Annotated in this window: 13 protein-coding genes; 4 read left to right on the forward strand and 9 right to left on the reverse strand. The window is 67.7% G+C overall.

From position 1 onward, the window contains the following. Positions 1 to 55: 55 nt before the first annotated feature. Together grpE and hrcA are read right to left on the reverse strand one after the other, a co-directional pair. Complete coding sequence (gene grpE, locus ABQJ54_RS01930; RefSeq protein WP_367852594.1) at positions 56 to 589, reverse strand: nucleotide exchange factor GrpE; 534 nt, start codon at positions 587 to 589, stop codon at positions 56 to 58. A gap of 81 nt (positions 590 to 670) precedes the next feature. After that, positions 671 to 1,732, reverse strand: coding sequence for a heat-inducible transcriptional repressor HrcA (gene hrcA / locus ABQJ54_RS01935; RefSeq protein ID WP_367852595.1), 1,062 nt, complete (start codon positions 1,730 to 1,732; stop codon positions 671 to 673). Positions 1,733 to 1,881: 149 nt separating this feature from the next. Here hrcA and recN point away from each other — a divergent pair, with 149 nt between their 5' ends. Next, positions 1,882 to 3,552, forward strand: a complete 1,671-nt coding sequence (gene recN, locus ABQJ54_RS01940) for a DNA repair protein RecN (RefSeq protein WP_367852596.1) — start codon at positions 1,882 to 1,884, stop codon at positions 3,550 to 3,552. 9 nt (positions 3,553 to 3,561) lie between these two features. Here recN and ABQJ54_RS01945 read toward each other — a convergent pair whose 3' ends face one another. Beyond that, complete coding sequence (locus ABQJ54_RS01945; protein WP_367852597.1) at positions 3,562 to 4,197, reverse strand: response regulator; 636 nt, start codon at positions 4,195 to 4,197, stop codon at positions 3,562 to 3,564. A 68-nt stretch (positions 4,198 to 4,265) separates the two neighbouring features. Here ABQJ54_RS01945 and ABQJ54_RS01950 point away from each other — a divergent pair, with 68 nt between their 5' ends. After that, positions 4,266 to 5,867: an MASE1 domain-containing sensor histidine kinase gene (locus ABQJ54_RS01950; RefSeq protein WP_367853549.1), complete on the forward strand. Its 1,602-nt coding sequence runs from the start codon at positions 4,266 to 4,268 to the stop codon at positions 5,865 to 5,867. A 348-nt stretch (positions 5,868 to 6,215) separates the two neighbouring features. Here ABQJ54_RS01950 and fur read toward each other — a convergent pair whose 3' ends face one another. After that, positions 6,216 to 6,638 carry a ferric iron uptake transcriptional regulator gene (fur, locus tag ABQJ54_RS01955; protein ID WP_367852598.1) on the reverse strand — a complete coding sequence of 141 codons (423 nt, stop codon included), beginning with the start codon at positions 6,636 to 6,638 and terminating at the stop codon, positions 6,216 to 6,218. Positions 6,639 to 6,718: 80 nt separating this feature from the next. On the opposite strand from fur, the gene ABQJ54_RS01960 reads away from it, so the two are divergent. Further along, positions 6,719 to 7,210: an outer membrane protein assembly factor BamE gene (locus ABQJ54_RS01960; RefSeq protein ID WP_367852599.1), complete on the forward strand. Its 492-nt coding sequence runs from the start codon at positions 6,719 to 6,721 to the stop codon at positions 7,208 to 7,210. 19 nt (positions 7,211 to 7,229) lie between these two features. On the opposite strand, the gene ABQJ54_RS01965 is transcribed toward ABQJ54_RS01960, so the two are convergent. Continuing rightward, the gene (locus ABQJ54_RS01965) at positions 7,230 to 7,514 is read right to left on the reverse strand and encodes an RnfH family protein (protein ID WP_367852600.1); all 285 of its coding nucleotides are present in this window, start codon (positions 7,512 to 7,514) and stop codon (positions 7,230 to 7,232) included. Beyond that, positions 7,507 to 7,935 (reverse strand): type II toxin-antitoxin system RatA family toxin, encoded by a 429-nt coding sequence (locus ABQJ54_RS01970; protein WP_367852601.1) that lies wholly within the window; start codon positions 7,933 to 7,935, stop codon positions 7,507 to 7,509. Before ABQJ54_RS01970 ends, ABQJ54_RS01965 begins: the two co-directional genes overlap by 8 nt. A 202-nt stretch (positions 7,936 to 8,137) precedes the next feature. Between ABQJ54_RS01970 and smpB the strand changes: the two genes are divergently transcribed. Next, complete coding sequence (smpB, locus tag ABQJ54_RS01975) at positions 8,138 to 8,632, forward strand: SsrA-binding protein SmpB (RefSeq protein ID WP_367852602.1); 495 nt, start codon at positions 8,138 to 8,140, stop codon at positions 8,630 to 8,632. A gap of 98 nt (positions 8,633 to 8,730) precedes the next feature. On the opposite strand, the gene ABQJ54_RS01980 is transcribed toward smpB, so the two are convergent. From ABQJ54_RS01980 to ABQJ54_RS01990, 3 genes are all read right to left on the reverse strand, one after another. Beyond that, on the reverse strand, positions 8,731 to 11,856 hold the full coding sequence (locus ABQJ54_RS01980; RefSeq protein WP_367852603.1) for a WD40/YVTN/BNR-like repeat-containing protein: 3,126 nt from the start codon (positions 11,854 to 11,856) through the stop codon (positions 8,731 to 8,733). A gap of 92 nt (positions 11,857 to 11,948) precedes the next feature. After that, positions 11,949 to 13,460, reverse strand: coding sequence for an outer membrane protein assembly factor BamB family protein (locus ABQJ54_RS01985; RefSeq protein ID WP_367852604.1), 1,512 nt, complete (start codon positions 13,458 to 13,460; stop codon positions 11,949 to 11,951). 14 nt (positions 13,461 to 13,474) lie between these two features. Then, on the reverse strand, positions 13,475 to 14,287 hold the full coding sequence (locus ABQJ54_RS01990) for a class I SAM-dependent methyltransferase (RefSeq protein ID WP_367852605.1): 813 nt from the start codon (positions 14,285 to 14,287) through the stop codon (positions 13,475 to 13,477). Positions 14,288 to 14,428 lie beyond the last annotated feature (141 nt).

The following is a 14,428-nucleotide window of genomic DNA, read 5'->3' on the forward strand; positions in this document are numbered from 1 at the left end:
GCGGCGAATCAATGCCGACGGAGCTCCGGATGCGTTGCGTTCAGCGCCGCGCGGTTCAGTCCTTCGCCACGGCGACCAGCGCGGGGCGCAGCAGGCGGTCGTTCAACACGTAGCCCTTCTGCAGCACGCTGACCACGGTGCCGGCCACCGCGCCGGGCGCCTCGACCATGCTCACCGCGTGATGGCGCTCCGGGTCCAGCGGCTGGCCCAGCGGATCGACCTGCGCCAGGCCGTGGCTCTCGCCCACCTTGAGCAGCGACTTCAGTGTCAGGCCAAGGCCCTCGCGCATCGCCGCCACATCGGCGGTTTCCACCGCCAAGCCGCTTTCCAGGCCGTCGAATACCGGCAACAGTTCGTTGAGCAGCTTTTCGTTGGCGAAGCGGCGGGCCTGCTCCAGGTCGCGATGCAGGCGGCGACGCTGGTTCTCGATCTCGGCCTTCTCGCGCAGCACGGTCTCGCGCAGCTCGGTGTTGCTGGCTTCCAGCTCGGCCACGCGTGCCTTGAGCGCCTCCAGATCGGCGTTGGCTGCCTCGCTGGCGGCATCGGCGTCAGGCGCCGCCTGTGACGCGTGCGGATCGTTGTTCTGCATGAATGACTCCAAACCTCGTCCATGGCCGGCATGCGTTGCCGACCGCTCCAAACTTGCGGGCATCCCCGCCTCCCGTGGCCTCTATGAGGCCGACGCGGCGCGATTCAAGGCATCGCTGAGCAGGCCTGCCGTGGCCTGCACCACCGGGATCACCCGCTCGTAGGCCATGCGGGTCGGGCCGATCACGCCCACCGCCCCCAGCACGCGGCCCTGCACGCCGTAGCTGGCGGTGACCACGCTGCAGCCATCCAGCGCCGCGAAACCCGATTCCTCGCCTATGAACAGGCGCACGCCGGGGGCCCGCGCGCATACTTCCATCAGCTGCAGCAGCTCGTTCTTCTGCTGGAACGCCTCGAACAACTCGCGCAGGCGCTGCAGGTCGGCCAGCTCGGCATAACCCATCAGGTTGGTCTGGCCGCTGACCAGCACCTCGTCGCCACCGGCCTGCGGCGCGAACGAGGCCGTGGCCAGTTCGGTGGCGGAAGCCACCAGCCGGTTCAGCTCGCTGCCTGCCGCGCGCAACTCGGCCAGCAGGTGCGCGCGGATGTCGTCCACGCGCAGGCCCACGAAATGCGTGTTGATGTAGTTGGCCGCCTGCTCCAGCTCGCGGCCGTCCAGCGGCTTCGCCAGTTGCACCACGCGGTTCTGCACCTGGTTGTCGGAGAACACCAGGATCACCAGCACCTGTGCATCGGGCAGCGGCACGAAATCGATGTGGCGCAGCGGGAAATCCACCTGCCGGGGCACGGTCACCACGCCGGCGAAACGGGTCATCGCCGACAGCAGGGCCGAGGCGTTGCCGAGCAGGTCGCGCGTGGTGGCCTGTCCCGGCGGTAGCTCACGCTGCAGGCGGGCCATTTCCTCACGCGGCAAGGGCTGCAGTTCGATCAGGCTGTCCACGAACAGGCGCAGGCCGCGCGGCGTGGGGATGCGTCCCGCCGAAGTATGCGGCGAGGCCACCAGACCAGCTTCTTCCAGGTCGGCCATGATGTTGCGGATCGTCGCCGGGCTCACGTCCAGCCCCGACGACCGCGACAGCGTGCGTGAACCCACCGGTTCGCCGTCGACCAGGTACTGCGCGATGAGGCTGCGCAGCAGGCGCCGCGTGCGAGCATCGAGTTCTTGGTCGTGGAGACGGGTCATGCGCTGCTGTAGCAATGGATGAGACGACAAAGAGATAAGGTCTGTCGGCCCGCCGTGCAAGCCGGCGGGCACCGATCAGGCTGGGCATTGTAGCGGCTGGCCTGCCGTTACAATCGCCCGACCATCACCCGGACTGCCGCCAGCCCGCCATGCTCACTTCGCTCCACGTCCGCCAATTTGCCGTCGTCGAAAAAGCCGAGGTCGATTTCGGCACCGGCCTCACCGTGGTCAGCGGCGAAACCGGCGCCGGCAAGTCGCTGCTGGTCGACGCACTGCTGCTGCTCGCCGGCGCCCGCGCCGACAGCGGCATGGTGCGCGCGGGCAGCGACCGGGCCGAGCTGTCCGCCGAATTCGACCTGGCCGCGTTGCCCGAGGCCCGTGCCTGGCTGGCGCAGGAGGAACTGGACGACGGCGAGGCCTGCCAACTGCGCCGGGTGATCCGTGCCGAGGGCAACTCGCGCGCCTGGATCAACGGCCGCCCGGCCAACGCTGGCCAGCTCGCCGAGCTGGCCACCCTGCTGGTGGAGATCCACGGTCAGCACGAGCACCAGGCCCTGCTCTCCCGCGCCCACCAGCTCACCCTGCTCGACGCCTTTGCCGATCACGAGGCACTGGCTGCGCAAGTGCGCGAGCTGGCCACGCAATGGCGTGAGCTGGGTGCACGCATCCGCCGCCTCAGCGGCGGCGAGGATCGCGAACAGCGGCTGGAATTACTGCATCACGAGTTGGCCGAGCTCGAACAGTGGGCGCTGCCCCCGGCGGGACTGGCCGAACTGGAGGCCAGCCACAAACGCCTCGCCAATGCCGGCCGGCTCGCCGAAGGCGCGGCCGGGGTGGTCGAGCTGCTCGACGGTGACAGCGAGTTCGCGCTGCGCCGCGCGCTGGGTCGCGCCCACGTGGAGCTGGGCAAGCTGGCCATGCTGGACGAGACGCTGAACCCTACGCTGGAGCTGCTGGACAACGCCGCGATCCAGCTGGGCGAGGCCGCCGACAGCCTGGGCCGCTACGCGCAGGACGTCGATCTCGATCCCGAACGGTTCGCCGAAGTCGACACCCACCTCGCCCGCCTGCACGAACTCGGCCGCCGCCACCGCCTGCCGGTCGCCGAGCTGCACGACAAGGCTTCCTCGATGCGCAATGAACTGACCGAACTGGAAGGCGCAGGCGAAGTGCTGGAAAAGCTCACCGCCCAACGCGACCGCGTGCAAGCCGATTACGACAAGGCTGCTGCGGTGCTGGGCAAGTCGCGCCGCAAGGCTGCAGACTTGCTGGGCAAGGAAGTCAGCACGTTGATGGCCGAGCTGGGCATGGCTGGTGGTGTGCTGCAGATCGAACTCGAACCGGCCGAAGGCGCGGAACCCGATCCGCAAGGCCGCGAACGCTGCGAACTGCTGGTCAGCGCCAATCCCGGTCAGCTGCCGCGCGCCTTGCGCAAGGTGGCCTCCGGCGGCGAACTGGCACGCATCAGTCTCGCCATCGAGGTCGCTACCCTGGGCAAGGACAGCATAGGCACCATGGTCTTCGACGAGGTGGACAGCGGCATCGGCGGCGCGGTGGCCGAGGTGGTGGGCCAGAAGCTGCGCGCGCTCGGTGGCCAGCGCCAGGTGCTGTGCGTCACCCACCTGCCCCAAGTGGCTGCGCAAGGCCACGCGCATCTTTATGTGAGCAAGCACAGCGACGGCGGCCACACCCGCACGCAGATCCAGGTGCTGGATGCCGATGGCCGCCGCGACGAGCTGGCGCGCATGCTGGGTGGCGTGGAGATCACCCGCGAGACCCGCGCCCACGCGAAGCAGATGCTGGAAAAGGCCCAGGCCTGAGGGCAGGCCTCAGCCAGCAGCCGGCAACAGCCCCCGCTCGCTGGCCATGCGGTACAACTCCAGTTCCGAGCCGGCGTTGAGCTTGCCCATCACGCTGGCGCGGTGGATGTAGACGGTCTTCTGGCCGATGCCGAGTTCGGCTGCCACTTGTTTCGGCGTGCGACCGCAGGCCAGCAGCAGGAACACCTCGTGCTCGCGCGCGGTGAGGCGATGCAGCGGGTCGAGCGTGGACTCCGGCTGCTCCGCGCGACGCTGGCGCAGGTCGGAGCTCAGGAACTGCTCGCCCTGCATCACCGCGCGCAGGCCGGCCACCAGCTCTTCCGGCGCCACGCCCTTGGTCACATAGCCGCTGGCGCCACGGCGCAGGGCCTCTGACACGTAGGGCTCGCCATCGTGCATGCTCAGCACCACGATATGTGTTTCCGGCGCCACGCTGCGCAGATGCTCGATCAGCGGCAGGCCGCTGCCGTCGGGCAACGACAGATCCAGCGCCACCAGGTCGGGGTGCTGTTGCGACACCGCCTCCACGGCGTCGTCGGCGCTGCGGCACTCGGCCACCACCCGCAGATCGGGCTCCAGCCCGATCAGGCGTTTGAAGCCTTCGCGCACGATGGCGTGGTCGTCGACCAGGACAATGCTGTACATGGGCCTACTGTATACGGACCGGGACCGGTCTGCGCCAGCACCGCCGAACGCCCATGTACCATCCGCGGATGCGCCTGAAACCGTTCCGTCCACTGCACTCCGGCCCGCTGCTCGGCGTGCTCTACCTGCTGCTGTGGTTGCTGCTGTGGCCCACCTCGCAGCCGTACTGGATGCTGCCTTACGGCCTGCGCTTCGGCGCGCTGCTGCTGCTGCCCATGCGCAGTTGGGGCTGGCTGATCGGGGCGGAACTGATCGCCTCTGCCGGCATGAGCATCCACGCGGGATTGCCAATGGGTTGGAGCGGCTACTTCCTGGGCGAGCTGCCCGAGCCGCTGGTGACTGCGGCGGGTCTGTGGCTGTTGCGCCGGCTCAACCCCCATGCGGGCGCGAATCTGCACAATCCGCAGGAAGCAGCTCGCCTGCTGCTGGCCGCGATCCTGGTGGTGCTCTCCACCACCGCGGTGGACGTGGGCCTGCTCACGGTGATCCATACCGCCGCTGCCGAGGATGCGCTGATCCACGTGCTGGGCAACGAACTGCTGGGCGGCTACCTGGGCGTGCTGCTGGTGGTGCCGGTGATGGTGCTGCTGTTGCGCGCCCCGCCCGACCGTCGCGCGGTGGCCGGTCTGCTGCTGGACGGCCTGCAGGTGATGCTGCCGGCCATGGCCATCCTGCTGTTGCTGTCCGAGCAGGCCACGTCGCAGCCGCAGTTCGCCCGTGCGCTGTCGCTGGCACCGGTGCTGTTCTTCGCCTTCCGCCACGGCTGGCGCGGCGCCAGTCTGGCGATGATCGTCTCCAGCCTCGGCATGACGGTGCTGGACCAGCGGCTCGGCCACGCTCCTTCGGCGGCCGGCTACCTGTTCCTGGCCGTGGCCGGCACCGGCACCTTGATGCTCGGCTCCGCCACCGACGCCCTGCGCCGCAGCAAGCTGCGGGTGGCCGAGCAGAATACCCATCTGGCCGCCGTCAACCGACGGCTGGACCAGTTGGCACGGCAGCTGCGCGCCGCTGCCCGCGGCAACCTGCAGGCTGACGAGAACCAGCGTCGGCACCTGGCCGCCGAGCTGCACGACGAACTGGGCCAGAACATCACCGCCATCCAGACCCACGTGAAGCTGGCGCAGACGCGCCTGCAGCAGGCCGGGCTGGAGGACATCAGCACCTCGATCAACGGCATCCTCGCCCACATGCGCCGCGCCCTGCATCGGCTGTTGGACGACCTGCGCCCCGCCGTGCTGGACGAATTCGGCCTGCTGCGTGCGCTGGACGAGGGACCGATCCGCGACCTGCTGAACGCCGCAGGGATCAGCTATCACACCGAGCTGCGCGGCGATCCGCGCCTGCTCGACGACGACACCCGCACAACGATCTACCGGCTGGCGCAGGAAAGCGCCACCAATGCCGTCAAGCACGCCAGGGCCAGTGAATTCCGTGTGCGCCTGCGCATCGGCGAACGCCACGGCATGGCGCTGGCCCTGCTCGACCTGCGCGACAACGGCATCGGCCTGCCCGAGCGCCTGCCGCGCGGAGGCCGCGGCCTCCAGGGCATGCGCGACCGGGTTACCTCGCTGGGCGGACTGTTCCGGCTGCGTCCCGTGCTGCGCGGCGTGCACCTGCGCGTATTGTTGCGCAGCAACATCGAATCACCGGTCACAAATCGGAGCATCTAGGAAATTTTCCGATACACAGACCGTAAAGGCTTCGTTACGATCCATCCATCGATGTGGGGGAGCCGCCATCGTGAGATGGCGTGCCGGAGTCCTCGTGGGGACGGCGACTCCGGAGAGATGGCAGGATGCCATCTGGTCGTTACCTGGGACGCGCACGGCTTGGGTGAGCAACTCGCCCTGCCGTACGTCCAATGAGGTATCGAAGCAATCGCGAGGTGGACAGGAGTCCTTCCTCGCGATTTTTTTGTGCCCATCATTCCCGCCCGGAGACCTTTCGGGCCCTCGCCGACGCGATTTTGGGCACCTCCGTGAGTCGCCAGGCAAGCTGGAACGACGCCCGGCGCCGGCTCAGGCCTTGCGCGCGTGGTTCTTGGGGCGCACGTACAACACCAGACTGTGATCCTCGATCACATAACCGTGGCGTGCCGCGATCTCTCGCTGCAGGCGCTCGATCTCCTCGCTGACGAACTCGATCACCTTTCCGCTGTCCACATCGATCATGTGGTCGTGGTGCCTGCCGCGGTCGAGTTCGTAGACGGCCTGGCCGCCCTCGAAGTTGTGCTTGATGATGATGCCCGCCGCCTCGAACTGGGTCAGCACGCGGTACACCGTCGCCAGGCCGATGTCCTCCTGATGGGCGAGCAGCTTCTTGTAGACGTCCTCGGCGGTGAGATGGTTGCCCTCCTCCTCGTCGAAGATCTGCAGGATGCGCATGCGCGGGTGGGTCACCTTGAGGCCGACCCGGCGCAGTTCTTTGGTTTCCTGTTCCATCGTTGCCACCTCACGCCGGCGCGGCGATGCCGAACCGGTAGTGTATCATCCGACTCCTTCACGATCTGGACGCGACACGCATGCAAAAGCTGATCACCCTGCCGGTTGTCGCCCTGCTGGCGCTTGCCGTTTCCGGCTGCCATCTGGTCTACACGCCCGATGTGCGCCAGGGCAACCTGCTCGACAAGACCATCGACCAGAAGGCGGTGGATCAGCTCAAGCCCGGCCTGACCAAGCGCCAGGTGCTGCTGCTGGTAGGCACGCCATCGGTGACCTCGCCGTTCGACCAGAGCCGTTGGGACTACACCTCCACCTATTCGCACCGGGGCGGCCCGATGCAGGTCAGCACGATGACCCTGTATTTCGACAATGACACGCTGGCACGCGTCGAGGGCAGCCCCTACCTCGAAAACAACAAGAACCTGCTCAAGGAGAGCAAGAAGTACCACGTCGACTACCCGGTCGACGAGGCCAAGGGCGACAAGGACATGAGCGGCAAGGACGACAAGGGTTCCGGCAGCGATTCGGGCAACAGTTCAGGCGGTGACTCCGGCGGCGACAACAGCAACTGATCGCCCACTGCCGCGGAATTCAGCCTTGGCCAGCCCGGCGCCGGCGTGCAGCCATCGGATCGAGCGCCAGCGGCCGATAGAGCTCCAGCCGGTCGCCGTCGCGCAACACATGGTCGGCCTCCACCCGGCGCGAATGGATGCCCAGCCGCAGCGGGTTCAGCACTTCCGCCGGCAGTTCCTGCAACCCTCCCGCGGCCTCGACCGCCTGCATCGCGGTACTGCCGGCCGGCAGGGAAACACGACGACGCCATGTGTCATGCACCCCGGCGTGCGCTACCTCGACGATGATCGCCGGCTCAGCCATACACCTGGTCCGCGGCGCGGCAGAAGTCGTCCACCATGCGGTTGGCAAGCCCCTGGAAGCCCAGCTTGAGCACGCTGCCACCGATCCCGGCATAGTCGAAATCCAGCGCCAGAGCCACCTTGCAGCCATCCTCGCCCAGCGCGGTGAAGCTCCACAGGCCATCCAGCGAACGGAACGGACCATCGACCAGACGGATGTCGATGCGTTGCGGCCGCTCGGCGGTGTTGCGCGTGGTGAAGCTGTGCCGCAGGCCCGCGAAATGCAGGTCGAGCCGGGCCACCAGCACGTTGTCCGCGCGCTCGATCACGGTGGCCGACGAGCACCAGGGGAAGCGCTTTGGGTATGCTTCCACCACGTCGACCAGATCGAACATCTGCTCCGGCGAGTGGCGTACCAGCGCGCTGCGGCGTATCTCGATCACGGTAGTCCTTAAATTTGTGCATTCATCCATGAATGCAAAGATCAAGAAGCGTCCATCCATGGACGCATTCAGTGGTTTCTGCATTCGTCCATGAATGCGAAGATCAAACGGGCGCCCATCCATGGGCGCACTCTCAATAAAAGCGTCGCTCCGATGGGGCGCGTAGGCAACGCGGCCGCCAGAGGCCCGAAGTTTAGCGGACATGGCCAAGAGCAAGGACAAGGACACCACCAAGGGCACGGGCACCATCGCGCTGAACAAGCGCGCGCGTTTCGAGTACCACATCGACCAACGCTACGAGGCTGGCGTCGCGTTGCAAGGCTGGGAGCTGAAGGCGCTGCGCGCGGGCCGGATCAACTTCGGCGATGGCTACGCGATCGTGATCAAGGGCGAGATCTTCCTGGTCGGCGCCTCGATCCCGCCGCTGATCAGCGCCTCCACCCACGTGATCGCCGAGGACCGGCGCACGCGCAAGCTGCTGCTGCATCGCAAGGAGATCGACCAGCTGATCGGCGCAGTGGAGCGCAAGGGCTACACCCTGGTACCCACCGCGATGTACTGGAAGAACGGCAAGGTCAAGGTGGAAGTCGGCCTGGCGCGCGGCAAGCAGGAGCACGACAAACGCGACACCGAGAAGCAGCGCGACTGGCAGATCGAGAAACAGCGCACCATGCGCTCGCACAACCGCCAGGCTTGAGCCAGGCCTGAAACCCCGCCCTGCACTTCCGGGACCCGGCATCCCGGCTTCGCCTCCTGCCCGTGCCGGCGAGGCACAAGGCTCGCCGGCATGGTTCGTCAATGTGCGCCGGCGGACTTCTGCCCCGTCTTCGGCAGGCTGGCGTCCAATGCCGCCAGTTCGCCCGTCTGCAGGGCCCGCCATTCGGCCAGCGTGGCGCCCAGCGTCTTCGACAGCAGCGCATAGGAGGCCTGCGCATCCGGACTGGGGTCGGCGTCCGCGCCATCTACCGCCTGCTCCAGCTTCATCAGGTCCATCGACAGCGCACGCAGGCTGTCGACGCGCTTCGGCGGCGCGCCCATCGAGTTGCGCGGGTCGGGATGGGCGACCACGCCGGACACGTCGGCAATCTTGCCGGCCACCGTCTCGATGCGGGCACGGGCAGCGGCATCGGCATGCGCCTCCCGCGCCTCCAATGACTTCAGCGAGGCCGTGGCGGCCTGGGTGGCCTCCATCGCCTGCATGCCGGCATCCTCGACCTGGCGGGCCAGCGCGAACTGATGCTGGTAGGCGGCCGGCGGCAGGTGCACGCGCGGATCAGGCTGCAGGGTCAGGGATTGCCGCAGGCTGTGACCGTCGACATCGAGTTCCACGCTGTACTGTCCGGGCGGCGCCCATACGCCGTCCATCTTCCGCCGGCCCTCCTTCGGGGCACCGGGCAGCGCATAGCGCAGGTTCCACACGAAGCGGTGCATGCCGGGCGCGGTGGACAGCTGCACCGGCACCGGCACCCATTCCGGCGCGATGGGCAGTTTGGCCGGATCAGGCTTGGCGACCTTTTCGGCACTGCTGTAGCTGCGCACCACCTGACTCTGTGCGTCGCGCACGGTCAACGTCACCGGGCCGTGCACGCCGGCGGGCAGCAGGTAGTCGATGATCGCGCCGTCGGGCGGATTCGCCGCCATCGGCTCGTCCTTGGGGAACGGCGTGCCGGTGAAGCCGGCTGGCCGCACGCGCAGCGCCACCGCGGGCTTGAACAGCGTGACGGCGTTCGTGCGCGCCTCGGCCAGCTGCCGCAGCGCGGTGACGTCATCCATGATCCAGAAGCCACGGCCATGGGTGGCGATCACCAGGTCGTCGCCGTGCACGTCGATGTCGCGCACCGAGGTCATCGGCAGGTTCTGCTGCAGCGGCTGCCAATGCGCGCCGTCGTCGAAGGAGACGTACATGCCGCGCTCGGTTCCGGCGTAGAGCAGCCCGCGGTGCTGCGGATCCTCGCGCACCACGTTGACGAAGCTGTCGCGGGGAATGCCGCTGTCGATGCGCGTCCAGTCCTTGCCGCCATCGGCGGTGCGGTAGATGTAGGGCGTGTCGTCGTCGAGGCGGTGACGGTCGATCGCGAGATAGGCGACGCCCGGATCGAAGTGCGAGGGCTCGATGCCGGCCACCTTGGACCATGGCGTGAGTGCCTTGGGCGTGATCGACTGCCAGTGCGCGCCATCGTCGGTGCTGCGCCAGACCAGGCCATCGTCGGTGCCCACCCACAGCGTCTTCGCGTCCAGTGGCGAGGGCGCGATGCTGTAGATCACGCCGCGGCGCTTGCTCACGTGGTCGTCGTCGGCCGCGGTAGGCGCGTCGAGATTGGACGGGATGCCGGCGTCCTCGCGAGTGAGGTCGGGACTGATCGGCGCCCAGTGGTCGCCGCCGTCGGTGGTGCGGAACAGGCGCTGGTTGGCGAAGTACAGCGTCCTGGTGCCGCGCTTGGAGAAGGCCAGCGGCAGCGTCCACGCGCCGCGGTAATGCGCCAGCGGATAGGCCAGCGTGGGATCGACGCTGCGTACCTGTTCGGTGCGCGTGTCCAGCTTGTCCACCGTGCCACCGTAGACGACGTCCGGGTCGTCCGGATCGGGCGCGATCATGCCGCTCTCGCCGCCCGGGGTGATCTCGTGGAACTGCTCCATGGTGATGCCGTCGCCGCTGCCGCTGCGGCTGGGCAGCGCCACCGCGCCGGAATCCTGTTGCGCGCCGTACACCCAGTACGGGAAACGGTTGTCGGTGCTGACGTGGTAGATCTGCGCGGTGGGCTGGTTGTACCAGCTGCTCCAGGTCTTGCCGTCGTTGAGCGTGACCAGCGTGCCCTGGTCCACGCCGAGGATCTGCCGGTCGGAGTCGGTGGGGTCGATCCACAGCGTGTGGAAGTCGTCGCCGGTGGGGTCGCCCTTCAGCGCGATGAAGTGCGCGCCGCCGTCATCCGAGCGCAGCATGATGGTGTTCATCACGTAAACGCGGTCGGCATCCTTCGGGTCCGCCGTGATGCCGCCGAAGTACCAGCCGCGCTGCCACAGGCGCTGGTCGCCGGTGACATGCTTCCAGTGCGCCCCGGCATCGTCGGAACGGTAGAGGCCGCCTTCGCCATCACCGGCGTCCACCAGCACATAGACGCGATCCGGCCGCGCCGGCGAGGTTGACAGGCCGATGCGGCCCGGGTGCGCGGGGAAGCCGCCACCCTGCACCTGGCTCCAGTGCGTGCCGCCATCGTGCGACACGTACAGACCGCTGCCCGGGCCGTTCGAGGGCGGGTACACGCTCCACGGCGGGCGGCGGGTCTGCCACAGCGCGGCATAGATCGTGTCCGGATCGCCGGGCTTGAACGCAAGATCGATCGCGCCCGTGTCGTCGTTCTTGAACAGCACCTTGGCCCAGGTCTTGCCGCCATCGTTGCTGCGGAACACGCCCCGCTCGGCATTCGGCCCGTAGGCATGGCCGAGCGCGGCCACGTACACCACGTCCGGATTGCGCGGATCGACCAGGATCTTGCCGATCTGGTAGCTGTCCGCCAGCCCGATGTGCGTCCAGTGCCTGCCGCCGTCCGCGCTCTTGTACATGCCGTTGCCATGGGCGATGTCCGAGCGCATGTCGGCCTCGCCGCTGCCCACGTAGATGACCTTCGGGTTCGACGGCGCCAGCGCCAGCGCGCCGATCGAGCCTACCGGTTCGCTGTCGAAGATCGGCTGCCAGGTGCGCCCCGCATCCTGGGTGGCCCACACGCCGCCATCCACCGCGCCGAAGTAGAAATGCCGCGCGTCGCCCGGGACGCCGGATACCGCCAGCACGCGTCCGCCGCGGAACGGCCCGATCAATCGCCAGTTCAGCGCCTGGTACGACGAGGGCGCCACCGTGGCCTGCGCGGCCCAGGTGACCGCGATTCCAAGGACAAGCACGGCAAGACGATGCGACAGACGCATGATCGATTTTCCTTGGGGATGGGCAAGGCCAAGGGGAAACTGTGGGTGCGACATTGCGCGAGGCTCAAGGGCCGGAAGTCATGGAAATTTCGTCACGGGGCCCTCGCAGAACGGGCGCGACCCGCTGCCCCGTCAGGCAAACTCCAGATATCCACCACACCGCTGGTGGCATGGGCGTTGGCATTGCCCTCGGGAAGGATGACCTCGCCCTGCAGCACGATGGGGCTGTTCCAATGGCCCGGACCGCAGGGCAGCGTGGCGACGCGCTTGCCCGAAGCGGCCTCGTACACGTTCAGCCCGCCTTCGCGCGCGTAGACGAACAACAGGCCGTCCGCCTCGAACGGGCTGGTACCGCTGCTGCCGTTCTTCCATTTCTCCCGAAGCCGGCCGTTTTCCAGTTCCCAGGCCGCCGTGCCGCCGTTGTCGGCGGCGAACATCCAGGTCTGGCCGCCGTGTTGCCATACCGCAGGCTGGGTGAACAGGTCTGAGCCGCTGGGCGTGGCAACGATCTGCAGCTCATGGCCTTTGTTGGGAGCGTCGCCGGCCATGGCCCTGCGGCTGAGCAGGCGGATCTTGCCGTCCTTGCCGCCCTGGGCGATCAGGTCGCCGCCCAGCAGCACGGGCGAAGTCGAACCCAGGTCGAGATCTTTCTCGTTCAATTCATCAGTATTGACCGGGGCGTAATTGCCCCGCATTTTCGTGACGGCGGCATCGAGCTCGATCACCGCATCGCCCCAGTCGGTCGTGCCGTTCCAGTCGGCATTGCCGGTGGCGACGAAGATGTCGCCATCGCGGGGATCGATCACCGCACCCGCGCGTCCCCAGATGGCCGAATCGCTTTGCGGGCACGAGTCCGGCTGCAGCAGGCCGGCGCGCTGGCTGCACAGCGAGTTCCACACCGCGAGCAACTTGCCCGAGCCGCCGTCGAGCGCGACGACATGGCCCTGATAAGGCGGCCGATCACCGATGTAGCCCGCCGTGACGGCGATCACGCGGCCGCGGAAGAACTTCAGCGGCGAATCCATCTTCTCGCGCAACGGCAGCCTGGTGATGGCGGTGCGCCAGACGACGTGGCCATCGCCGATGGCGAGTTTCTGGATATAGCCATCGGGCGAGGCGGCGTAGACGGATTGCCGGTCGGGATCGGCCACGGGGGTGGAGTTGGTGATCTGCCGCGTACCCGCCAGCGCCTGGTAGCCGGGCGGCGTGTATTCCCACAGGACGGCGCCGCTGTGGGCATCGAGCGCCAGCGTCTTGCCATAGGTAGTGGTGACGAAGATGGCGTCATGGCGGGTACCGCGGATGGCGACGCCGTGCAGGTAGATGGCGCTGGCGTCCACGGTGCCATCCAGCCTGACCTGCCGGCGCGTGAGTCCGGCGATGTTGGCCGCGGTGATGCCGGCGGGCTCCGGATTGGCACTGGCGCTTTCCAGGTTACCGCCGAACATGGGCCAATCCTGTGCCGGCAGACTCTGGGCGACCGCTGCCGCGCTGATGCCCACGCCAAGCAGCAGGGAAACCACGATCTGCAACCCCGCGATCGAGCGATCTGTCGTCAGGCGGCCTCCACGAAACCCGAAGCAGCCCGCGACTGAAGCGAGCATGTGCGCGATCCTCTTCATGGCTTCACGAACCGCAGCGTCATCCGGTCCGACTCACCGATTGCCTGCATCGCCGCATGCTCGCTGGCCGGGCCGGCGAGGTCGGGCGGCAAGCGGTGCACGTTGACGTCTTCGGGGTCCTTCGGATTCGCATTGATCTCCGACACACCGCCGAGGCGGAAGCCGGCCTTGAGGCCCAGCGCGATCAGGTAATCCTCGGGCAGGCGATGCAAGGCCTTGCTGCTCTCCTGCGCATCGGCGAACGGCTTGGCGCGATGCTCGGTGATGCCGAACACGCCGCCGGGCTTGAGCACGCCGTAGGCCGCCTTGAACACTGCGGCCAGCGTCTCGGGGCTGTGGTTGAGCCAGTCATGGGTGTTGCGGAAGGTAAGCACCATGTCGGCCGAACCCGGCGCGCCGAGGTTCACCGATGCCGGCGGCCTGAACGGCAACACTTGCTCGAAGTGGCCGAACACCGCCGGATCGGCCTGCATCCTCGCCATGAACGCGGGTGATGGCGATGGCGCCTCGACCAGATGGCCGTGCCCGCGCAGGAACGGTGCGAGGATCTCGGTGTACCAGCCGCCGGCGGGTGCCAGCTCGACCACGGTCATGTCCGGCCGGATGCCGAAGAACTGCAGGGTCTCCACCGGGTGGCGATAACGGTCGCGCGCCTTGTTCGCCGCGGAACGCCAGCTGCCGTCCACGGCCTTCTGCAACAAGGCGGCCGTGTCTTCAGGCGACGAGGTGGCGATGGAAGATGCCGCGGCCAGACCAGGCAGCAGCAACGCGGCCAGCACGATCAGCAGCTTGCGGGTTCGGCGCAGCATGACGCGATCCTCCCGGTGCGGGACACCCAAGCCTACTCCCGCCGGCACGTGGCGGTGTCGACGCCGCGTCACGGGTAAACGCCTGGCCTATGGCGATATGGCCGGGAATGCGCGATAACCCGGCATTCTCCCATCACACCC

The sequence above is a fragment of the Rhodanobacter lycopersici genome, assembly GCF_040812335.1.
GTDB classification, from domain to species: domain Bacteria; phylum Pseudomonadota; class Gammaproteobacteria; order Xanthomonadales; family Rhodanobacteraceae; genus Rhodanobacter_A; species Rhodanobacter_A lycopersici.